The sequence below is a fragment of the Alkalihalobacillus sp. NPDC127517 genome, assembly GCF_050276055.1.
In the GTDB taxonomy this organism is placed as follows: Bacteria; Bacillota; Bacilli; order Bacillales; family Bacillaceae_D; genus Alkalicoccobacillus.
In genome coordinates this window covers 18371-41279 of sequence record NZ_JBNNQX010000002.1, presented here as the reverse complement: position 1 = coordinate 41279, position 22909 = coordinate 18371, and the positions used below count along the sequence as shown (strand labels likewise).

The 22909-nt window shown below is 40.6% G+C and carries 24 protein-coding genes; all 24 read right to left on the bottom strand.

Annotated features, from left to right (window positions below; all coding sequences use genetic code 11):
- Positions 1–22 precede the first annotated feature (22 nt).
- The 24 genes from ACQKKO_RS02115 to ACQKKO_RS02000 all read right to left on the bottom strand — a co-directional run bounded on the left by ACQKKO_RS02115 (position 23) and on the right by ACQKKO_RS02000 (position 22906).
- Entirely contained in the window at positions 23–1273 is a 1251-nt protein-coding gene (locus tag ACQKKO_RS02115) for a tetratricopeptide repeat protein (RefSeq protein ID WP_498643875.1), read from the bottom strand.
- Positions 1274–1293: 20 nt separating this feature from the next.
- Positions 1294–2247 (bottom strand): hypothetical protein, encoded by a 954-nt coding sequence (locus ACQKKO_RS02110; RefSeq protein ID WP_498643873.1) that lies wholly within the window; start codon positions 2245–2247, stop codon positions 1294–1296.
- 276 nt (positions 2248–2523) lie between these two features.
- Complete coding sequence (locus ACQKKO_RS02105; RefSeq protein WP_498643871.1) at positions 2524–3618, bottom strand: prephenate dehydrogenase; 1095 nt, start codon at positions 3616–3618, stop codon at positions 2524–2526.
- Positions 3619–3643: 25 nt separating this feature from the next.
- Positions 3644–4753 (bottom strand): histidinol-phosphate transaminase, encoded by a 1110-nt coding sequence (gene hisC / locus ACQKKO_RS02100; protein ID WP_498643869.1) that lies wholly within the window; start codon positions 4751–4753, stop codon positions 3644–3646.
- Positions 4754–4794: 41 nt separating this feature from the next.
- Complete coding sequence (gene trpA / locus ACQKKO_RS02095) at positions 4795–5598, bottom strand: tryptophan synthase subunit alpha (RefSeq protein ID WP_498643867.1); 804 nt, start codon at positions 5596–5598, stop codon at positions 4795–4797.
- The gene (gene trpB, locus ACQKKO_RS02090; RefSeq protein WP_498643865.1) at positions 5588–6793 is read right to left on the bottom strand and encodes a tryptophan synthase subunit beta; all 1206 of its coding nucleotides are present in this window, start codon (positions 6791–6793) and stop codon (positions 5588–5590) included. Before trpB ends, trpA begins: the two co-directional genes overlap by 11 nt.
- Positions 6780–7430 carry a phosphoribosylanthranilate isomerase gene (locus tag ACQKKO_RS02085; RefSeq protein ID WP_498643863.1) on the bottom strand — a complete coding sequence of 217 codons (651 nt, stop codon included), beginning with the start codon at positions 7428–7430 and terminating at the stop codon, positions 6780–6782. Before ACQKKO_RS02085 ends, trpB begins: the two co-directional genes overlap by 14 nt.
- Entirely contained in the window at positions 7431–8186 is a 756-nt protein-coding gene (gene trpC, locus ACQKKO_RS02080; protein WP_498643861.1) for an indole-3-glycerol phosphate synthase TrpC, read from the bottom strand.
- The gene (gene trpD / locus ACQKKO_RS02075; RefSeq protein ID WP_498643859.1) at positions 8179–9207 is read right to left on the bottom strand and encodes an anthranilate phosphoribosyltransferase; all 1029 of its coding nucleotides are present in this window, start codon (positions 9205–9207) and stop codon (positions 8179–8181) included. The genes trpC and trpD overlap by 8 nt, the downstream gene beginning before the upstream one ends.
- Positions 9200–10711, bottom strand: a complete 1512-nt coding sequence (gene trpE / locus ACQKKO_RS02070) for an anthranilate synthase component I (protein WP_498643857.1) — start codon at positions 10709–10711, stop codon at positions 9200–9202. The genes trpD and trpE overlap by 8 nt, the downstream gene beginning before the upstream one ends.
- Before the next feature lie 256 nt (positions 10712–10967).
- A complete protein-coding gene (gene aroH, locus ACQKKO_RS02065; protein ID WP_498643855.1) occupies positions 10968–11345 on the bottom strand; it encodes a chorismate mutase in 378 nt (125 codons plus the stop codon).
- Positions 11346–11356: 11 nt separating this feature from the next.
- On the bottom strand, positions 11357–12430 hold the full coding sequence (aroB, locus tag ACQKKO_RS02060) for a 3-dehydroquinate synthase (protein ID WP_498643853.1): 1074 nt from the start codon (positions 12428–12430) through the stop codon (positions 11357–11359).
- 2 nt (positions 12431–12432) lie between these two features.
- Positions 12433–13605, bottom strand: a complete 1173-nt coding sequence (gene aroC / locus ACQKKO_RS02055; RefSeq protein WP_498643851.1) for a chorismate synthase — start codon at positions 13603–13605, stop codon at positions 12433–12435.
- Between the two features lie 114 nt (positions 13606–13719).
- Positions 13720–14496: a CheR family methyltransferase gene (locus ACQKKO_RS02050; protein ID WP_498643849.1), complete on the bottom strand. Its 777-nt coding sequence runs from the start codon at positions 14494–14496 to the stop codon at positions 13720–13722.
- 117 nt (positions 14497–14613) lie between these two features.
- Positions 14614–15057, bottom strand: coding sequence for a nucleoside-diphosphate kinase (gene ndk, locus ACQKKO_RS02045; RefSeq protein WP_343130361.1), 444 nt, complete (start codon positions 15055–15057; stop codon positions 14614–14616).
- A gap of 109 nt (positions 15058–15166) precedes the next feature.
- A complete protein-coding gene (gene hepT / locus ACQKKO_RS02040; RefSeq protein ID WP_498643847.1) occupies positions 15167–16135 on the bottom strand; it encodes a heptaprenyl diphosphate synthase component II in 969 nt (322 codons plus the stop codon).
- 26 nt (positions 16136–16161) lie between these two features.
- Positions 16162–17004 carry a menaquinone biosynthesis protein gene (locus ACQKKO_RS02035; protein WP_498643845.1) on the bottom strand — a complete coding sequence of 281 codons (843 nt, stop codon included), beginning with the start codon at positions 17002–17004 and terminating at the stop codon, positions 16162–16164.
- On the bottom strand, positions 17001–17603 hold the full coding sequence (locus ACQKKO_RS02030) for a UbiX family flavin prenyltransferase (RefSeq protein WP_498643843.1): 603 nt from the start codon (positions 17601–17603) through the stop codon (positions 17001–17003). Before ACQKKO_RS02030 ends, ACQKKO_RS02035 begins: the two co-directional genes overlap by 4 nt.
- Positions 17600–18469 (bottom strand): UbiA-like polyprenyltransferase, encoded by an 870-nt coding sequence (locus ACQKKO_RS02025; protein WP_498644643.1) that lies wholly within the window; start codon positions 18467–18469, stop codon positions 17600–17602. Before ACQKKO_RS02025 ends, ACQKKO_RS02030 begins: the two co-directional genes overlap by 4 nt.
- Before the next feature lie 59 nt (positions 18470–18528).
- Complete coding sequence (locus ACQKKO_RS02020) at positions 18529–19239, bottom strand: demethylmenaquinone methyltransferase (RefSeq protein ID WP_498643841.1); 711 nt, start codon at positions 19237–19239, stop codon at positions 18529–18531.
- The gene (locus tag ACQKKO_RS02015) at positions 19240–20025 is read right to left on the bottom strand and encodes a heptaprenyl diphosphate synthase component 1 (RefSeq protein WP_498643839.1); all 786 of its coding nucleotides are present in this window, start codon (positions 20023–20025) and stop codon (positions 19240–19242) included.
- Positions 20026–20123: 98 nt separating this feature from the next.
- The gene (mtrB, locus tag ACQKKO_RS02010; protein WP_498643837.1) at positions 20124–20351 is read right to left on the bottom strand and encodes a trp RNA-binding attenuation protein MtrB; all 228 of its coding nucleotides are present in this window, start codon (positions 20349–20351) and stop codon (positions 20124–20126) included.
- Between the two features lie 119 nt (positions 20352–20470).
- Positions 20471–21949: a stage IV sporulation protein A gene (spoIVA, locus tag ACQKKO_RS02005; RefSeq protein WP_479827995.1), complete on the bottom strand. Its 1479-nt coding sequence runs from the start codon at positions 21947–21949 to the stop codon at positions 20471–20473.
- Between the two features lie 222 nt (positions 21950–22171).
- A complete protein-coding gene (locus ACQKKO_RS02000; RefSeq protein ID WP_498643834.1) occupies positions 22172–22906 on the bottom strand; it encodes a YphF family lipoprotein in 735 nt (244 codons plus the stop codon).
- Between the last annotated feature and the right edge of the window lie 3 nt (positions 22907–22909).

Genomic DNA, 22909 nt, shown 5'->3' with positions numbered 1-22909 from the left:
TCCTCTTTTTTGCTGCGATAATTTAGAATTCCTCAAGCAGTTCAATGATATCCATTCTTTCGGGCTTTTGTTCAAGAAGCTTTTTGAAATATTGATAAGCCAAATCCCGCTTTCCATATTCCATAAGGAAATGAGCATATTCCTCAAGAAAGTCCACATCTTCGCTAAATGCTTGTAATGCTTCTTCATACAATGGATAAGCCTTCTCATACTCATCTAATGAACGTAAAGCAAAGGCCTCATACCAGTCGAGCATTGCGTCTTCTTCGCCATATGATCTAGCATGAGAACAAAGCTCAAGTAATTCCTCAAATTGTTCATCATGGCGAAGATAAGCTGCAAGCGTTTGAAGTGCTTCCATATTAGATGGATTTAACGCCAGAGCCTGACGAAGATTCGTTTCTCCTTGAATCGGATCCTGCTGTTTAAAATTAATCTTTCCTGCCAGTAGGTAAAGCTGATCATTAAACTCATCAGCAGCCATTCCGTCTTTTAGGACCTCTAGGGCTTCTGTTAAACGATTCTCAGATTCATACGCTTTTGCTAAATAAGGATACAAGCTTGTGAAATCAGAATCCAGTGACTTAAGCGCTTCGAGTTGTTCGATGGCAACGGTCATATCTCCTGCTTGATACGCAGTAAAACCAAACCCAAACAACGCATCAGGAGTCATTGATTCATCAATACCTCGTTGATAATAGTGAAGTGCATCCTCAAACTCACCTGTTGCACTAAAGGCTTCGGCAAGTTTAAGTTCAACGGGCACTCCTTTTAAATCTTCTTTTTGATGAACAGCCTTTTTCAAATACGGAATGCTTTTTGCATAATCGCCTCTTTCAAGGTAAAACTCTCCTAGACCGTACGTGATGATCACTTCATCAGGTGCATGCTCACTTGCCGCTAAAAGCTTTTGCTCTGCTACCTCATCTAGTGATTGCATTTGATACAAGTCAGCTAATAAGATTTGTGCCTGCAAGTAGGATTCATCTGTTGGGGCGATGTCAAGAAGCATTTCAATTGCTTCATCTTCTCGATCATCATCAATCATCATCTCAGCCGAGAAGACGGATAAGCTACCCTCATCAGGATACAGAACTAATAGTTCATCAAGTAGGGCTTGTGCTTTTTGTGTATGGCCTAATTCGTAAAAAAGCTCGGCAACTGTAAATTTATCTTCATGATTATCGGTATGACTGGCGCGTTCAAGCTTTTTCAATCCATCTTCGGTCTGTCCTGCTTCAATTGCGCGAATCGCATCATTAATAAGTGTCATGTATTAATCAAATCCTCCGTTTATTGTACTCGATTTAACTCATCCTGTACGTGCTGCGTACCAATTGTAGATGACGCATATTGGATAGATAATAAGCGTCTCGGCTTTACGATGCTTATTGGTTTTCCTTGGTCATTCACTAAATAGGATGGACCAGTCTTTAATACTTGTCCACGACGAACAACAATTGCTGGCTCATCTTTATCATAATCAAGATTCTCACTTGCCGCAACCATTCGAGCTCGCCTAGTCATATAATGATTTGTATGCTGATGATACAACAGATAATCGGCATCGCTTCCAATCAATAGCTCCCCTTTTGTAGGATATAATCCACTTTTTTGTAGGGTTTCCTTTGTCCAGATCTCATCAATAGTTGTTGTAGATATGCCGTATTGCTTACAATATTTCTTCCACTTTTGCTCTACTACTTGGCTTTTAGAAGCTTGTCCTCTAAAATGAGGCAGCAGGATGGTTTGATAGCTCACTAACGCATCCGCCAAGTGACTCCAAGATAAGCTATCTAACGTATCCTCATCAATCATGATTTGTAAAAATGGGATTTTTAAACGGCGACATTGTTGTAAAAGCGACGGTTTTAGCAGACGTATGGGGATGGTCATACCGATTACATAGTCGAGTGTGCTTCCTTTCATTTGATCGTGTGCCTTGTTAAAAGCTTCCGGGAGCCGTCTTTCACTAGGAGCGTCTTTAGCCACTGCAAGTGTTGTCACTCCACGCTTCAACCATTGACGCTCCATCTGACTTCTTTCAATGGATTGATCGGATAGTAAAAAAGAGGATTCAAAGCCTACCTTGCTAGGAGCAAGTACAAAGGAAGATGCCTCAACCCTCCACTTTCTCCAATAAGGCATTCTTTCTTTTATATAATTAATCCTGCCATCTTTGATTACGTAAGAAAGCTTGCATACTTGACCATGCTTAATCCGTGTTGCTTCATTTAACAAATACATCGGCCTGCCTCCTTACGATTAAATCGTTATTAAGACAAGCTATGTCTGAAAAAGAAAGAACAGAACAAAAAAACATGAAAGACTTTTTTAAAGATGTATTGACAATGTAAGCGTTTTCTATATAATAAAGGTTAAGCGTATGGTTTCTCTCCACTCCTATCCATACTATTGAATCAGCACATTTGCTGACCCTGTTCTTGTAAGCGCTATCGCTCATAAGTGCAGGGCTTTTTTTATGCAGAAAAACCTCTGGGAAATAAACCCAGAGGCATCGTTTTATAAAGTATAGCTTTCAAATGTATGAAGACCAAGTTGTTCTCTCGCTTGTTCACGATCTTCCTCAGAACGAAAACTTAAGCGCAGAACACCCATAATATCTTCACGAGTCTCTAAAATTCGAATGTTTGTTAAGCTGATGTCAGACTGAGCAAGAATACTTGTCACATCTGAGATGGCACCTGGATGGTCAGGTACATCAACAAACAAATCGTAGAATGCTGGGATGGCTCCTTTTTTTCGTTCAGGCAGCTTTTCACGAAAATGCTTGGCCCGATCAAAATAAGTAAAAATCCCTTCACTGTCGCTTGACTCAAGTAGAGTCCTAACCTTTTGCATTTCCAGGTCCCACGTATCAAGAAGTCTTAATAAACTAGACTGATTCTGCAACAAAATATCTCGCCACATCTCAGGGCTTGAGGATGCAATTCGTGTAATATCACGAAACCCGCCAGCTGCAAGTCTAGTGACATGAGGATTGCGGTCTTCTTCGGTTTCCACATGGTGTACTAAACTAGCTGCAATAATGTGCGGGAAGTGACTGATCGCTCCTGTAATTTCATCATGTTTCTCTGGAGACATCTCAAGAAATGTTGCTTTTGTGCCCTTAAGCCAATCTTTTAGTGTAGCCATTACTTCAGGTGAAGTCGCCTCATCAGGTGTAAACACATAAAATGCATTCTCAAATAAATGAACTTTTGCTGCGCTCACACCACTTTTATGAGAGCCAGCCATTGGATGGCCGCCTACAAAGGTGACTTTATCCTGTAGTTCTTTTGCTTTTGTACAAATGATTTGTTTGGTACTACCTACATCTGTAATAATGGCGCCCTCTTTAAATGTATAGCTCAACATGTCTGTTAAAAGCTTTTCCGAAGCCGCCACAGGTACAGCAAGTACGATTAAGTCAGCGGTCGCTACAGCCGCTTTTAAGGAATCTGATTTTTCATCTATAATTCCCAACGATACGGCCATTCTGACTTGATCGTCATTGATATCAAAGCCAATCATTTTGACATCATGTTCTTTTCTAATTCCAAGGGCAATGGATCCTCCAATTAACCCAAGCCCAATGACTACTACTTCACGTTTCATCCATTTCACTCCAACATCTTTGTTCCTATGATTCAGATCTTTGTGTACGCTCTTTTATAAGATCTTCTAATGCTTGTAATACTCCCTCGTTTTCTTCTTCTGATCCGATTGAGATACGGATACAAGTTGGGAATCCAAGTGCTTGTCCCGACCGTGTAATATATCCTTTTGATAGAAGAAACGCAAAAATATCATCACCAGGCATCTCTAAATCAATTAAGATAAAATTGGTTTGTGAAGGATAAAAGAACAAGTCATGTTTTTGACAAAATGCCTCGAATTTTTCAAGTTCTACTCGGTTTTTCTTAGCAGATTGTACAACAAACTCTTGATCTTGAAGGGCCGCTACAGCTGCTGCATGTGCATAAGCCGTAGTATTAAAGGCAGGGCGAAGAGGCTCCATTACTTGAATTAACTCAGGGCTCGCGACGCCATATCCAATTCGAAGCGATGCAAGTCCATACGCCTTAGAGAATGTACGCAAAATGACTAGGTTTTTATATTGTTCTAATAATGGAATTGTATCAGGATAATCCTCTGCCACAGCATATTCAATATACGCTTCGTCACTCGCCACAATCACGTGCTCAGGTACTTGGCTTAAAAAGTGTTCAAATTCTTCTTTTCCAATGTAATTTCCGGACGGATTATTTGGATTACACACCCAAACAATTTTAGTATGCTCATCAATTTGATTCAGCATCTCATTTAAATCATGCTCTCCAGCCTTTGTTAAAGGAACTTCTCGAATCTCTGCTCCTTCAATAGCTGCATTTAATTTATATTGAGAAAATGTAGGATCCGCAGTAATTGTATTATCATTTGGAGTTAAGAAAGCACGACAAAGAAATTGAATAACTTCATCTGTTCCGTTTCCAAAAATCAATTGATCTTCGTTAACGTTTAAATGAGTCGCAACCTTCTTTCGTAACTCACCTGAATAACCATCTGGGTAAATTGCAGAATTGGTAACAGCATCAATTATGGCTTGTTTCGCATGTTCAGACGAACCATATGGATTTTCATTTGATGCGAGTTTGATCACTTTCTCAAGTCCTAATTCTTCTTTTACTTCACTAATTGGCTTACCCGGTTTATAAGCGGGCAGTCCGTAGAGCTGTGGTTTAGCCTGCATCATTGCACCTCTTTATCGTCTAAGTATCTACTTAGACTATGTTACTCTGAAATGAGTGCTTTGACAAATGATTTAATACGTTGAAGCGCTACTTCTTTTTCGTTTGGATTCTTTAGACTCTCCCCTTGTTTCTCAATTTGTTCAACAAGCGCACTTCCTACAACTACCCCATCTGCTAACCCTTGAATGGTTTGCACCTGTTCACGTGTTGAGATACCAAATCCAACAGCAATTGGCACCTCACTTGCCTCTCTTACTGTCTTTAAAAATGATTCAATACGTGGATCAAGATCCGTTCGTGCACCTGTTACTCCTAAGGAAGACACACAATACAAAAACCCTTGAGCACGACTAGCAATTTTTTTGATCCGTTCGTTAGATGTTGGGGCTACAAGTGAGATTAACGACAAGTTTTCGTTATCACAATACTGACTAAGCTCGTCACTTTCCTCATAAGGTAGGTCAGGGACTAAGATTCCGTCTACTCCGAATGCGGCTGCTTCTTCCGTGAAGCGCTTTATGCCATATTGGAATAGAGGGTTCACATACGTAAAAATGATGACAGGAATGGTTAACCCTCTATCTCGCATCTTTGGAACAAGTTGGAGTGCACCAGTTAAACTCATACCATTTGAAAGCGCTCGTTTTGAAGCAGCTTGAATGGTTGGACCATCAGCTAATGGATCAGAATAGGGAATCCCAAGCTCAAGGATCGATGCTCCTGCTTCCTGCAATGTAAGCGCAAGATCAATTGTAGACTCAGGAGTAGGATCACCTGCTGTAATAAATGGAATAAATAATTTTTTATCTTTACTTAACTGATTTTGCAAACGTTCACTGCTCATGATTGTCCCCTCCTTGTAAGTGCTTGCGGATGGTATGAACATCCTTGTCTCCTCTACCTGACAAGCAAACGAGAAGGATTTCATCGTTTGAACGAGTTGCAGCATGTTCAAACGCAATCGCTAATGCATGGGAAGACTCGATAGCTGGAATAATGCCTTCCTCTTTCGCAAGTCGACTTAAGGCATCAAGCGCTTGCTTGTCTGTCACTGATTTGTAGTTTACACGGCCTTCACTTGCAAGAAACGCGTGCTCAGGACCTACTCCTGGATAATCAAGTCCTGCGGAAATGGAATAGGGCTCAATGATTTGACCTGCCGCGTCTTGTATTAAATACGTTAACGAGCCGTGAATAACCCCAGGGGTTCCTTTTGTAATCGTAGCAGCATGCTTATCTGTGTTAACACCATGTCCTGCAGCTTCAACGCCAGTAAGGACAACGTCGTCTTCTAAATAGGGATAAAAGGTTCCAATCGCATTGCTCCCCCCACCAACACATGCCACAATTTCAGAAGGCAGACGCCCTTCTACTTCAAGAAGCTGACGTTTTGATTCATCTCCAATGATTCGTTGAAAATCCCGAACCATTTTAGGGTAAGGATGTGGGCCAACAACCGATCCAATTAAATAAAATGTGTCTTCCGCATTAGCAACCCAATAGCGAATAGCTTCATTTGTTGCATCCTTTAACGTCCGGCTTCCAGATTCAGCAGGAATCACCTCTGCTCCAAGAAGTTCCATTCGAAATACATTAAGTGATTGGCGTTCAATATCTTCTGTTCCCATAAATACTTTGCACTCTAAGCCAAAACGAGCCGCAATGGTTGCTGTTGCCACACCGTGCTGACCTGCACCTGTTTCTGCAACAATCTTTGTTTTACCCATCCGCTTTGCAAGCAAAGCTTGACCCATTGCATTATTTAATTTGTGTGCACCCGTATGAAGCAAATCCTCACGCTTCAAATAAATTTTTGCTCCGCCAATCTGCTCACTTATATTTTTAGCATAGGAAAGAGCTGTGGGTCGTCCAGCATATTCACGTAAATGCTCATGGTACTCATCAATAAACGTTTGATCGTTCATAGCCTCTTCTAATGCTTGTTCAAGCTCTTCTATAACGCTCATAAGTGTTTCAGGAACGTATTTACCTCCAAATTCCCCAAAACGGCCATTTGTATCAGGATTATATTTCGTCATCTCTAAACAGCTCCCTCTCTATCTCTCTAATGGCTTCTTGTGACTTTTTACCTTCGCGCTCTAATCCACTGGATAGATCAATGCCATCAGGCTTGTAACGAGCAAGTGCGGAGATATTATCAGATTTCACTCCTCCAGCAATAAAAACGGGAACCGATTGACGCCTTCCCTCACTCATATAATCCGGGATACTCTCCCAGTCAAAGGTTTGCCCGGTTCCTCCCCAGCTTCCAGCTACTTTAGTGTCAATAATGTAGCCGTCTGCAATCCCTTCATATTCTTTCATCTGTAACACTCCGTGATCGTGATGATGAATCACTTTCCACACTTCTTTTTTCGTTACTTGTTTAATCTTAGCAACCGTTGCGCTTGATTCTGTACCGTGGCATTGAATAATATCAATCGGACAGCTATTGCAAATAGTTGTAATGGTATCAATCAACTCATTTACGAATAAGGCAACAATCTTTTGCTGTGTTACAGGGTGTTTTGCTAACCATCTATTGACATCTACAGCCCGAACATAGCGCTTTGTCCCCGGAACAAAAACAAATCCTACATAGTCTGCTTTGCTTCCCTTTGTTAGGATAAGATCGCTCTCACTATGATTTCCGCAGTATTTAAGAGTGGGTTTCATCTACTTTTCTCCAAAAAGGTGTTTGATTCCACGTTCCGGAGACTCCGCACGCATAAGAGACTCTCCCACGAGGACGGCGGAAGCTCCTGCTCGGCCAACTTGCTTAAGATCTTCTGGTGTATGGATTCCACTTTCACTTACAAACATCGTGCCTTCTGGTACCTTTTTTGCAATCTCCTCAGTTTGATGAAGTGAAGTTGAAAATGTCTTTAAGTTCCGATTGTTTATTCCAATTAATTGTGGAGTAAAGACCTTTAATAAGCTTGTTAGCTCTTCGGCAGCATGAACCTCCACTAAACATTCCATCCCTTTACTGTGAGCTGATTGATACAGCCCGTGTAACGCTTCATCCGATACTGTTCCAGCGATTAGCAAAATGGCGTCCGCCCCGATACGTGCACTTTCCTCCACTTGTTGTTCATCTATAATAAAATCTTTACGCATGATCGGAATGCTTGTTTCTTTCTTAATAGCTGTTAAATAATCACGATGTCCTTGAAAATATTGCTGATCGGTTAAAACAGAAATCGCATCAGCTCCAGATGCTTCATATGCTTGAGCGATCTCCACTGGGTGGAAGTCCTCTCGAATTAATCCTTTTGAAGGTGATGCCTTTTTTACTTCTGCAATTAAACCTATTTGCCGATTCGGCTCTCTTAACGCGTTATATAAAGATCGTTTAATCACCTTTTGTGCTGGCGGTAGCTCAAGTGATAATAGCTCTTGTTTTTTTGTTTCCAGTATTGTTTCAAGCATGTTTAAAATCCCCCTGTTGCTGTGAGTGTAAACTAGCCATATAAGCTAACACTTTTTTGGATTGAAGTAATCCTCTGGCTCTGTGAACTCCTTCTTGGATACATGACACATGATTTGCAGCATACAACGCAACTCCTGCATTTAATAACACAGTGGATGTTGCTGATTGATTTGCACTTCCTTCAAATACTTGTTGAATCAATGTGGCACTCTCTTCAACGCTTGCCACCTGTATTTCTGATAATTCACCCTGTTCTAATCCAACTTCCTCAGGATCAAGCTCATATACTTGAATTGTGTCTCCGATTACATCAACAATTTGCGTGGTTCCATGAACAGAGCATTCATCCAGGTTATCTTCGCCCGTTACAAGTACGGTGTGAGTAGTTCCTAGTCTTCGAATGGCTTCACCCATCTTTAATGCATGATCTCTACCCGAAACACCAATTAATTGATGGGCTGCTCCTGCAGGATTGGTAAGAGGACCTAACAAATTAAAAATGGTTCGAAACCCAATTTGTTGTCTAGCTGGTGCAGCATATTTCATAGAAGAATGATAAAGTGGAGCAAATAAAAAGCTCAACCCCTTCTCACTAAGTGCGCTAGCTGCTTCATCTGGTGTTTGTTGGATGTTAATTCCTAAATACTCAAGCACATCTGCACTACCACTTTTCGAAGTCACTGCTCGATTTCCATGCTTTGCAACGGGCACATTTGCGGCAGCTGCAACAAATGATACAGCAGTTGATATATTAAACGTTCCGAGGCGATCACCACCCGTACCACATGTATCGAGAACCCCTTCTATTTGATGAGGTATGGAAATGGCGTGTGCTCTCATGGCTCGCGCGAATCCCACTAATTCATCTACTGATTCACCTCTAAGTCTCATCATACTAATTAAACTAGCAATCTGACTAACTTCAGCTTCGTTCTTCATGATGAGGTCCATCGCCGCGTAAGATTCGTGTTCTTCTAAGAAGTGACCCTCTGCACATTTTTCTAGGAATGATTTAAACATGTTGAGATGCCTCCTTTTTTTGAAACATAGACTCGGCTACTTGAACAGCACGGATTAACGCTTTAGCTTTGTTTTGCGTTTCCTTGTACTCGGATTCCGGATCCGAATCTGCCACTACACCAGCACCAGCTTGAATCATTGCTTTCCCATTTTGAATCGTCATCGTTCGGATAGCGATACAAGAGTCCATATTCCCGTCATATCCTAGATATCCAATGGCACCAGCATAGATACCTCGTTTTGTTGGCTCAAGCTCTTGAAGAATTTCCATTGCTCGAATTTTAGGTGCTCCTGAAACTGTACCTGCAGGAAATGAAGCCATAAGTGCTTCCAATGGTTCTATATCAGCATGCAGTTCCCCTGTCACCTTTGAGACAATATGCATCACATGTGAAAAAAATCCGATTTCTACTAGCTTAGGCGTTTTAACCGTGCCATACGTGGCAATGCGGCCAACATCATTTCTAGCAAGGTCTACAAGCATGTAATGCTCTGCTCGCTCTTTCTCATCAGCAAGAAGCTCCTCTGCTAGCTGTTTGTCTTCTTGAGGTGTATTTCCTCTTGGCCTAGTCCCTGCAATTGGATGGAGTTCAACGTGGCGATCTTGTACTTGAACAAGACGTTCCGGTGAACTACCTACAATCTCAAGCTGTTCGTACCGAAGATAAAACAAATAAGGTGAAGGGTTTATTAATCGTAAAACCCTGTAAATATCTAACGCAGAGACCGTTACAGGCATTGTAAACTGTTGCGATAAAACGGTTTGAAACACATCTCCCGCTTTTATATAATCCTGAATAATCTGAACATCTCGCATAAACGCCTGCTTTGTGTAATTTGAATCTACACCATCGAAGGATACGTCTGTGTGATTTTCAGGAACGCCCATTGGTGAAAAACGCGAAACAGATTTCTCAAGTTGCTTAAGAACGGTTGCTACTTTTTGTTTTCCTTTTTTATAGAGGGACTCAGAATCCGGTTCTCCTTCTACTGGCAAATGCACCATAACAATTAACTCTTTTTGCACGTGATCATAGGCAAGTAAGGTTTCACAGAATAAGAAATGATAATGAGGCACCGCATTCTCACTATCTCTTTTTAATTTAGGCTCAATCGTTTCAATGGCGTCATAACTCATGTACCCTACTGCGCCACCACGAAAAGGAATCGGTAAATCAACGGGCTCTACATGTAGGTAACTCATCGTAGTATCAAGTGCTTTCTTAAACGAATCTTCTTCTAAAATTGGCATTCCATTTTGGTTAAGCGTCTGATATCTGCCAGCTATTTCTTTAAGCTGATAAAGTGGATTTAATCCAATAAATGAATAGCGTGACCATGAAGACTCGTCATCTCTACTTTCAAGTAAGAAGGCTACTTGATCATGAAGCTGCTGGGTGATATGAATCGGTGTTAAGCCGTCCACAAAATAACGTGACGAATAGACAACCGTTTTATACGTGTGATAGGCTTTTTTGAATGTTTCATAGGAAGTATGTTTCATGTCTCTCGCTCCTCAAATTATGAGGGCTGAAGTGGAATAAACGAAGGAGGAATGAGGCAGATTTTATATAAAAACGCCCACTGAGGCTAGCTCAGGGACGTGTCATTAGAAATAGAATCTCGTCTCTGCTCAAGCTCTGCTCTTCTCATCTCAGCTCTTCTCATTATTAGGTAAAACTCAACTAAACTCTCAACTGAAGCTACAGATCCTCTGATCCGTACACTTTTGTAAATTGTACATTGAACACTTTCATCCGTCAACTATTCGTACTTGTTTTTATTAAATCCGGTCTAAGCTTAACGGCTTCATTTAAATACACATGATGGATCTCTTTTTGTGACTTCGATGTATTTACCGTCATTAAAATGCGTACACATTGCGGGAGGCTACCTGGAACACTTAATTCTTTTGCACACGTTACTGGAACAAAGTCCCACCCTGATAGTCTGCGCATTGCTTTTGCAGGAAACGTCGCATTTAAGTCTTCTGTTACAGTAATTAGAACCTGCGCTACGTCCTCTGGATCAATTTCATTTTGATCAGCTATGGCTTCAAATAATTGCTCTGTTTCATTTAAGATGTCGACTTCTTGATTAACCATTACGGTTGTTGCGCCACGTATTCCTCTAATCATTACGTGCCTCCTTACTGCTCGTTTAAGAATGATAGAATGAGATTCTCATCTATTTTTTCAACAGAGGCTTCTCCGACTTTCTTTAAAAGAACCATCCGAATTGAACCTGCTTCTGTTTTTTTATCTTTTTTCATCGCTTCTAGAAGTTTAGAACGGTCTAAACTGCTTGGGATTTTTGTTTCATATCCAAGCGATTCTACCCAATCAACAAACTCTGAAATCTGAAGATCTGTTTGGTAATACTTCTCGCTAATTTTCAAAGCAAATACAATCCCAATAACTACAGCTTCACCATGTGTAAGTGTACCGTACCCAGATACGGACTCAATCGCATGCCCAAGTGTATGACCTAAATTAAGATATGCTCGAATCCCTTGTTCTCGTTCATCCTTTGAAACCACTTCTGCTTTAATGGCAATAGAACGAGCCAATAGTTCGGTCATATAGTGATCCTGAATGGGCAGTTTATGAACATGCTCGCCCAACCATTGATAATAAGCATTATCTAAAATTAATCCGTGCTTAAAGACTTCAGCAAATCCAGATCTCCATTCTTTCTCTGGAAGGGTGGCTAACATCTCAATATCGTAATAAACTGCTTCAGGCTGATGGAAAGCACCAATCATATTTTTGCCAAGCGGATGATTAATGGCTACTTTTCCACCTACACTACTATCTTGTGCAAGCAGGGTCGTTGGCATCTGTACAAACCGAATGCCTCGCATATAAGTGGCAGCGACAAAGCCAGCAATATCTCCCACCACTCCTCCACCTAAAGCAATTAAAACAGACTTACGATCAAGACCAGCTTTTAATGCTTCTGTTAAAAGATACTCATATTCTTTAAATGATTTAGATTGCTCCCCACTTGCAATCGTTACATGCGTGACTTTTAGCTCTTTAGGCAAACCACCAAGAACATCTGCTAAATACAATGGAGCTACTGTTGAATCCGTCACGATAAAGATGGAAGATGGCTGTTCGTCTAAGCTCTCCTTTAATAACTCACCAAGACGAAACCGGAGTCCCTTATCAAGGTAAACCTTGTAAGCATGGTTTTCAATATCGACTGGCACTGTTTTCATCATTAAAAGTCCTTTGCTTCTTCATTATGACGACGAATATTTTCAGCAATAGTGTCAACTCGGTCAGATCCAAATGTTTCTAGAAGAGCATTGGCTACTTCCCAAGCAACAACTGCCTCAGCTACAACAGATGCAGCTGGAACAGCACAGCTATCTGAGCGCTCAATACTGGCCTGGAATGGTTCTTTTGAATCAATATCAACGCTTTGAAGTGGTTTGTATAACGTTGGGATGGGTTTCATTACACCCTTCACAACGATTGGCATACCATTAGTCATACCACCTTCAAAGCCACCAAGGTTATTTGTTTTACGAGTGTAGCCGTCTTCTTTGGTCCATAGAATTTCATCGTGAACACGGCTTCCTGGTAACCTGGCTGCCTCGAATCCAATTCCAATTTCAACACCCTTAAAGGCATTAATGCTCATTACCGCACCTGCAATTTTTGCATCTAGCTTACGATCATATTGAACATGGCTTCCAAGTCCAATTGGCACTCCTTGAACAACAACTTCAACAACCCCTCCGATTGAATCTCCATCTTGCTTTGCTTGATCAATCGCAGCCATCATTTGCTCTGAAGCTTGCTCATCCAAGCAACGCACTTGAGATGCCTCTGAACGTTCTTTTAGATCTTCTACAGACGAATAATCCGTAGCAACTGCTTGGACCCCACCAATTTCAAGCACATGCCCAGCTACTTCAATTCCAAATGTCTTTAGAATTTTTTTAGCTACTGCTCCGGCAGCAACACGAACCGTCGTTTCACGTGCAGAGGAACGCTCTAGTACGTTTCGCATGTCACGATGGCCGTATTTAATGGCTCCATTTAAGTCAGCATGACCTGGTCTCGGGCGAGTCAGCTTACGTTTCACTTCTTTTTCTTCGTCCTCAGAGATAGGCTCTGCACCCATTACTTTTGTCCAGTGCGTCCAGTCTTTGTTTTCAACAACTAGAGCAATCGGAGCTCCTGTTGTTTTACCGTGACGTACTCCACTCGTAATTTGGGCCTGATCTTTTTCAATTTGCATTCTACGACCGCGTCCATATCCTCCTTGACGTCTTGCGAGCTCCGTATTAATATCTTCAGCTAAAAGCTCTAGTTGAGCTGGAAGTCCTTCTATGATTGTTGTAAGTTGTGGTCCGTGTGATTCACCTGCTGTTAAGTATCTCATCTGTACTTCCTCCTATTCAAATAACCAACACTAATTCTTTATCGCTTTTATGCGTTAAATTATAACATATAATCTGTCGGCTGTCTTGTTCGTCTACTTATTCATACGTATTACCTAAATCTTCTCATAGAAAAAGGTTTCCTTACTTTTAAAACCATATGTATCCGGATTAAAAATTTGTTCTGTACTCCCAACAAATAAAATTCCACCAGGACGAAGAGCCTTACTAAATTTTTGATAAAGTTCATGTTTCGTTTCTTCCGTAAAATAAATCATGACATTCCGGCAAATGATTAAATCATAGCCCGGTTCAAATGAATCAGTTAAAAGATTCTGTTGCTTAAATGTAATATGTTTTTTAAGGATAGGGTCTACTTCATAAATAGATTCTTTTTTAGTGAAATATGTATGTAGCATGTTTTCAGGGACTTCTTTTATCGAACGTTCTCCGTATAAACCTAGTTTCGCACGTTCAAGAATCACACGGTCTAAGTCTGTGGCTAGAACAGAAAATTGAGTTGGTGTAAGGTGCTTTTGCAAAATCATTGTCAGCGTATAAGGTTCTTCCCCAGACGAGCACGCTGCACTCCATGTTTTTAGAGACCGAGTAGTTTGTAGCAGCGAAGGAATAATCGTTTGATCTAATATGTCCCAACGAGAACGATTACGGTAAAATTCAGATACATTAATGGTCATTCTCTCCAGACATTCCTCAAGTAACGCCTGGTTGCCCTTCATCGCCTTTACATAGGAGTCAAAATCATCATAGCCCTTTTTCTCTCTAAACGACGTTAACCTTCGCTTCATCTGAGCTTCTTTATAAGATGCTAAATCAATTCCTGTCATTTGTTTAATTGTATGGATAAATTTCTCGTAATCGTTGTGGCTCATGATGTCTCCCTTTTCTTGATCTTTTGCTCATCATACCTTATCTCTATCATCGGCTCAACTAGTCTAATCCATTAAAAAAACCTGTTCTAAAAAAAGAACAGGTTTTGTGCGATTAAATTAAATCCATTGCTTTAAGGTTTTTTCATATGTAATGAGTTCATCACTCGTGAAAAAGAGATCGATCTCTCTTTTGGCACTTTCTTCTGAATCAGAGCCATGAATAATGTTCATCCCAACATGAACACCATAATCCCCTCTGATTGTTCCAGGTGCAGCTTCAGTCGGATTGGTTGCGCCTACTAATGTACGTGAGGACTTAATCACATTGTCACCCTCCCACACCATGGCGAATACGGGTCCAGAGGTAATAAAATCAACAAGTTCTCCAAAAAATGGACGCTCTTTATGCTCACCATAATGAGTTTCAGCTAATTCTCTTGAAATCTGTTTGAATTTTCCGCCTACTAATGTAAAACCTTTTGATTCAAAGCGTGAAATGATTTCTCCGATTAAACCTCTTTGTACACCATCTGGTTTAACCATTAAGTATGTACGCTCCATATGTATACCTCTCTTTTCTGTAAAAAAGTATATTGCATCCGCTTACATAGATTAGTATAGCAAAAGAGCCAGTCATTGACAATATCAACAACAGGCTCTTCAAAAAGTATTAAAATTTACGTCTTCCAATGTATGCAGCTAGTTGTAAGAAATAGGTTTTTGCCTCTACATCAGGTAATGCCTCAAGTTGTTTAAACGCTTTTGCAAGATATTGATCACTAACAGAAACGGCATATTCAATTCCGCCTGATTCTTTAATGCGGTTAATGATTGAATCCATGTCTGCATGATGCTGATCTTTAGATAACGTTTGAACAATCTCTGTTTTTAAATCTGGATCGTGGTGCATCGCATATAATGCAGGAAGTGTAACATTTCCTTGTCTTAAATCACCGCCGGCTGGTTTCCCGATCTGCTCCATTGTACCGACAAAATCTAAAATGTCATCGGTGATTTGAAAAGACATCCCTACATAGTATCCAAACAGATACAATCGCCGTTGAATGTCATCTGGAGTTTCTGCAGCGATGGCCCCTAACTTACAGCTAACCGCAATTAAGAGTGCTGTTTTTCGTTTGATTCTGCGGAAATACGTACGAATATTTTGATCCCAATTAAATTGATCGCGAATTTGTTCTACCTCACCGATACACATTTCCATTATGGCATCTGAAATAATTAAATGGATGGAACGGTTGTCAAAATAAGCTGCTGTTTGAACCGCTTTTGCAAAAATATAATCTCCTGCATACATCGCTACACGATTATCCCACTGCGACTTTATCGTTTTGCGCCCACGACGAAGCTCAGCATCATCAATGACATCATCATGAACAAGAGAAGCCATATGGATAAGCTCGAGTGATACAGCAATATGCTTTAATGCATGAATATCATAGTTTCCAAACCTAGCGGCTAGAAGTACAAATACCGGTCGAATCCGCTTTCCACCTGCATGCAGCAAATCCGTTGAGGCTTTACGTAACACATCATGTCTTGCTTGGATGGTTTCTTCTAATTCTTTTTCAATAACTTTAATATCTGATTGAAAATGTCCATAGATATCTGCTAGTTTCATTCTTTCACCTTATCCTACCCGCCAGGTCAGGAGTGGACCTTACTCCACACACTGATTGAGTGAATTGACTTTGACAAGAATCCATACTCATAAGCCAGCTTATAATAATATAATAATCCGCGTTTGTTTTCTTCATTAAAATGATACCACAAATTCTGAAAATATGATTGCCAAAAGTCAAAGGTTCCCCCTTGTTTTAGGACAAATCGATTTGACAGATCCTTGTAGTCATTTTGATAACTTAACATTTTACTTTGGACAAATGCTTGATAAATGGTGTCAAGCTCATCAGAATGCGTTGAAAGAACCTCATTTCTCACAGCAAACACTGCATAGGACATCGGTAATCCTGTATGCTCATACCATAACGTTCCTAGATCATATTGATAAAGAGCTTTAGCTGTTCGCGCTGCTCGAATAGCATCATCACCAATTAATAGGGCAGCATCATGACCCTTAAGCATTTCTGCTAGATCAGGCTTCATTGTTTCATATTGAACGTGAAGCTCATAAAATGAACGCAAAATGATTTTAAGAAGATGAACAGTTGTAGCTGAACTGGCCGTTAAGGCAACTCGTTTTGCGTCTAGCTGCTCAATTGGTACTTTGGAGAACAAATACAACGAACGAACCTCACCTTTTGAAGACACGGATAAGTCCGGGAGAATAGAGTAATCATCTGCATGCTGAGCATACGAAAATGAAGAAATACCAGCAAGATCCACAGCACCTTCAGAAAGGCGACGGTTCACTTGACTTGGTACATCTGTCATTAATTGAAATCCTTTTTCTGCTAGTCCGTTTCGGTCGAGTTTATAAAAAAAAGGTTGGATATTTGCGTACTCAATTTCACCAATGCGTAGCGTCATGATTCACTTCCCCACCTTTTAAACAATTCATGCTCTACGCCTAACACATCTAATGCTTTCCCGACTACAAAATCGATAAGTTCATCCATAGTAGTTGGGTTGTGATAAAATCCAGGCATGGCAGGAAGGATTGTAGCCCCTGCCTTTGAAAGCGTCAGCATATTCTCAAGTTGAATTTGGTGAAGAGGCGTTTCTCTTGGAACGATAACCAATGGACGTCTTTCTTTTAACATCACGTCGGCCGCACGTTCAATAAGATTACCTGATGCACCAATAGCCATCCCAGAAAGAGAGCCCATCGAACATGGAATAACAATCATTCCTTTTGTTCTGAAAGAGCCACTTGCAATAGGGGCAGCGTAATTATGGAGATCATACAGATGAAGGTACTCGCTATTCTCCTTGAATAAATCGTTTATCACTTGATCTCGATCAGTTGTATCTAACTTCATCTCCGCTTGAAACACTTGCCATGTTGCCTCAGTTAGAACAAGATGAACTTCGTGACCAGTTCGGAGTAACTCCTGAACCAGTCTAATTCCATAAATTCCTCCGCTTGCACCTGTCATTCCAACGATGTACGGACCCTGGGAACTCATAAGAAGATGTCTCCGAGTGTAAAGAGAAACATAACGACACTTAATGTTCCGTTCATTGGAAAGAAGGCAAACATCACTCTTGAAAGATCATCCTTGGATACAAGTGCGTGCTGATAGATCATCATCGCACCAGCAATAATTACACCTACTAAATAAAGCCAGCTCAATAGACCTGTCATAAAAAACAAAGCTAAAAACAGACAGAAACTTACTACATGGAAGCCTCTAGCAATAATTAAAGCTTTTGCCACACCAAAACGACTCGGAATAGAGTATAATCCACGCTCTTTGTCATAGTCAGCATCTTGTGTCGCATACACAGTGTCAAAGCCAGCAAGCCAAAATGCTACAGCAAAGTATAAGGTGATGGCTACCCACGTAATTTCTCCCGATACAGCAATCCAGCCACCAAGTGGCGCAAATCCAATGGTTAAACCAAGTACAATATGACAAGCCCAAGTAAAGCGTTTTGTATATGAATAGAATACTAATAGAAAAACAGCTAAAGGTAAAAAGATCACTGCTAACGGATTTAACTGGAAAGCTGCGATAATAAGTAAGGCAAAGGATGCCACAATAAAGACCAGCACTTCTACCTTCGATACCAATCCTGCCGGAATGGCGCGATCCGCCGTACGTGGATTATGACGATCTATTTTCTCATCTATTAATCGATTAAGCGACATAGCGGCACTTCTTGCACCAAACATCGCTACAACAATCCAAATCCAATCCGTCCAAAGTGGAAAACGATCATTAACGATCAGACTCCCTAAAATGGTACCCATAAATGCAAACGGAAGTGCAAACACCGTATGCTCAAACTTAATCATTTCAAGAATGATTTTTAACTTACGTATCACAATATCTGCTCCTAACTCTTCTGATGCGGACAACAACGACCACGTTTACTATACTCTAGTAATCACTTATTCTTTTTTCCGTAATGCACGGCTGCCGCTCCACCTGAGTAGCTTTTAAAGGTAACATCCTTTAAACCGGCTTCTTGAAACAGTCCAGCTAATTTTTGCTTAGATGGGAATGTCTGCGTTGACTCTTGTAACCATGAATATTCCTTATGGCTTTTCGCAAAAATTCGACCAGCAAGTGGCATTAAATGTCTAAAATATAATTGATAGACTTGTTTGTACACAGGCATCGTTGGATTAGATGTCTCCAGACAAACAACCATCCCACCAGGTTTAACAACACGCTCCATTTCTTTTAGTACTTGGAGATAGTCTGGTACATTACGTAGTCCAAAACCAATGGTTACATAATCAAATTGATTATCTTCAAATGGGAGTTCCATGGCATTACCATGATGAAGCTTTATATATGTAAGATCGTTGTCCTCTAGCTTTTTTTGACCGACATCCAGCATATTTTGGCTAAAGTCTAACCCTTCTGTCCGGCCATTAGCACCGGCAGCTTGTCCCAGAGCAATCGTCCAATCAGCTGTTCCACAGCATACATCTAGAGAAGCATCTCCTGGTTTTACACTCATTAATTTCATGACATCTTTGCGCCACACCTTATGAAGCTGCAGACTAATGACTGAGTTCATTCGGTCGTATTGAGAGGAGATCGATTCAAAGACTTCGTGAACTCGTTCTTCCTTTGTTTGTTGCCCCATTTATCTCACCTTTCTTTCTATTTCCTCCACAGGAGCAAACTGAATGGCTTCATTTAAGAATTGATCCATATGATCAGTAAAATCCGAATGGCTTACATAGAGTCTCTGAATAGACGATTGCAGCGCTTCTTGTTTTTGAATTAACGCGTCCTGTTGCTCGGATACGTCTGTATGCTTAAGGAATGTACGAATTAAGCTGGAGTCTTGATCCCCCACCCATTTATTCCATTCATCCATAAACCGTTTGTAGAAAAACAATTGCTCAAAGATTTCTTTATCCCCTGATAGGTCGTATTCTTCAAGTATCTTCCCGTACAATCCAGACTCAATAAACCTCACATGGTCAGCCATTTCTGCGTAATGAGCATGATTAACCTCGTAAACGTTCATTTTTTGTTCATTAATCTCTTGAAGCGTGTGACTAAAAAGTCGAGTTAACGGCACATGGTCAGCTCCGGCAAGTAAGTGATAATATAAACTGCTGTAATAATCTCCAATTAGCACGTGTAGTTGTCGATTTTTTCTAGCATCATCTGATTGTACAGGATGAAGCGTCACTTCTTCATGTACATCAAGCGCTGCTTGAACAAGCATCGCACATAACGTAATGACAAACGCATCCTCTTTAGACGCTTTTTTTGATAAAGATGCATAAAACAAGCGACATTTCTCTTCATCAATGCCTACAGATGGAATGTATTTCTCTATATAGGGATGATAAGTGAGTTGGTTAAATTTCTCTATAATTGCTGTAACTTCTTTGGCTAGGTGGCTGGGATTCACCATCGTATGTATCCTCCAGTGTATAACAAATTCATAATTTCAGTATAGCATAGTCTTTATGTCCCAACCATGCGTGTTACGACTTTACCTGTCGAGCATTTTTATTCGTTTTCTTGACCAGAGGTAACATTGCCATGAGTCGTTTGGATCTCTGCTTTGCCTCGCACTTTAATAGCTGATGTATGATCAGTAAATTGTGCGACTAATACCTCACCCTTGTCTAACTTCTCAGAGTGATGGAACCTAGTATCTGTACCTCGTGTAAGACCAATCACAGTCACACCATTCTCTTTTGCTTTAATAACGATATAATCCTTTTCATTGCCCATTTCTAATCGCTCCCGACTCTGTTTAAACGAAGCCCGTTTAAACGCTATTCTGCTGTAAATCTTAGCATATCTGGCTTAACAAAAGCAAAAAGGAACTCTCTACAGAGCTCCTTTTCAAATTATAGGATAATCGCAATCAATCCGCCTGAACCTTCATTTATAATTCGTTCAAGCGTCTCTTTTAATTTATAACGAGCATTCTCAGGCATAAGTGATAGCTTAGCAGAAATTCCTTCTCGAACGATAGAATTTAGGGAGCGACCAAAGATGTCTGAATTCCAAATAGATAGTGGATTCTCTTCAAAATCCTGCATTAAATATCTGACAAGTTCCTCACTTTGCTTTTCTGTACCGATAATCGGTGCAAACTCAGATTCCACGTCAACCTTTATCATGTGAATAGACGGGGCAACGGCTTTTAATCTGACACCAAATCGTGCGCCCTGGCGGATAATCTCTGGCTCATCTAGGCTCATATCGGATAATGCTGGAGCCGCAATTCCGTATCCTGTTTGTTTAACCATTTGAAGGGCATCTGACACTTGGTCATACTCTGATTTTGCATGCGCAAATTCCTGCATCAGTGATAATAGATGATCTTTCCCACGAATCTCTACACCAACTACCTCTTTTAACACTTCATCATAAAGTGTATCCGGTGCATAGAGATCAATCTCAGCGATGCCATGACCCATTTCAATGCCCGCTAGCCTAGCATCATCAATAAAGTCAAACTCCGTGAAATGACCAACCACTCGGTCTACGTCTCGTAATCTCTTAATATCTTTGACCGTTTCACGTACGGATTCCTCATAGCTTTGACGTAGCCAGTGATCTTGATGAAGTACCATTACCCAGCTTGGTAAGTTCACATTGACCTCATGTACAGGGAATTCAAACAAGACTTCACGAAGGACATTTTGAATATCTTGATCAGTCATACTTTCGATACTCATTGATAAAACCGGTATATCATGTTCTTCGGCTAATTGTGCACGAAGCTTTTCCGTTTCCGGATGGTATGGTCTTACACTGTTTACAACCATGATAAATGGTTTACCAACTTCTTTTAACTCTTCTATCACTCTTGTTTCGGATTCAACATAGTCGTAACGTGGAATGTCTCCAATGGTTCCGTCACTCGTAATCACGACACCGAGTGTCGAATGTTCTTGAATTACTTTACGAGTCCCAATTTCAGCAGCCTCTTGAAAAGGAATAGGCTCTTCATACCAAGGAGTGTTAATCATTCTAGGACCATTCTCATCCTCGTATCCTTTTGCACCAGGCACTGCGTAACCAACACAATCTACTAAGCGAATATTCACATCTAACCCGTCTCCAACATGAATGGAGACTGCTTGATTTGGCACAAATTTCGGTTCTGTCGTCATAATCGTCTTTCCTGCTGCCGACTGCGGCAATTCGTCTTGCGCCCGGACTTTCTCTGATTCATTTTCAATATTCGGTAAGACCACAAGCTCCATAAATTTCTTAATAAACGTTGATTTACCTGTTCGAACAGCACCTACTACACCTAAGTAAATGTCTCCACCTGTACGTTCTGCAATATCCTTAAAGATATCGACTTTTTCCACGTGATCCCCTCCCGATCATTTCAATATAAGAGTTCTTCCATTTTCGCTTGAAATCCTCACATAGTTCATGCTATGAGCGTTGTCCCAAAAATATGATCTACTTTTTGGATTTCATTCAAATGGTTCACTCTTTTTCGGGAAGGGGAGCCCGACCAATAAAAAAATGCCCCTTCCATTACCGTATATATATCAAATGAAGGGGCTGAATAGACCAATTTCTATTTAATTATTTTCTTCAGGCTCAAACGATGGATCAAGAATGGGTTCTCCAGATTCGGACAGGGTATAGGGTACCGAATGAAATGGAACAAAAGGAGCTTCCTCATATAAAAGCGGACGCAAATCCCCATCTTCATTGATTTCATCCAACTCATTCATACGAATATTAATGTCACTTGCATAGTCGATGACAAGTTCACCTGTGTTTGAGTAGAGAAATGGAAGACTATTACCTGTATATGGGCTTATAATTACTGGTTCTTCTTTATAGGATAACTTTTCATAGTCAATCATAAATAAACCGTCTGCCACAATCTCTTTTACGGGTGCATATGTATACTGAGCTCGATAATTATTTATCTGACTCGTTAATTCTTGAATTGACTTTAAAGAACTTAGATCAATTAGTTTGACGGTTGGAGTTTCTTCAACGTCTACAAGCGTATATTGATACAATCCTCCGTTTTCAAACGCAGTACCTGGCGGCTCCTGCATATATCGTGGCACCAGTTGTCTAAAGTCAATGATGTAACGTTGATACATTGGGGTTGTTTCGTCAAAGGTTTTAATTGGTAAAACAGCGGTATCCTCTTGAAACGAGTCAACAGCTGATTGTACTGAGGCCAATTGATCCAGATACGCTGCTTGAGAAGCTTGTCGCTCATTTTGTGGATAAAAGCACCCTACAAGTAAAAGGAGACTTCCCAAAAACAACGCTTTCAAAAGAAATCGTCTCATTAT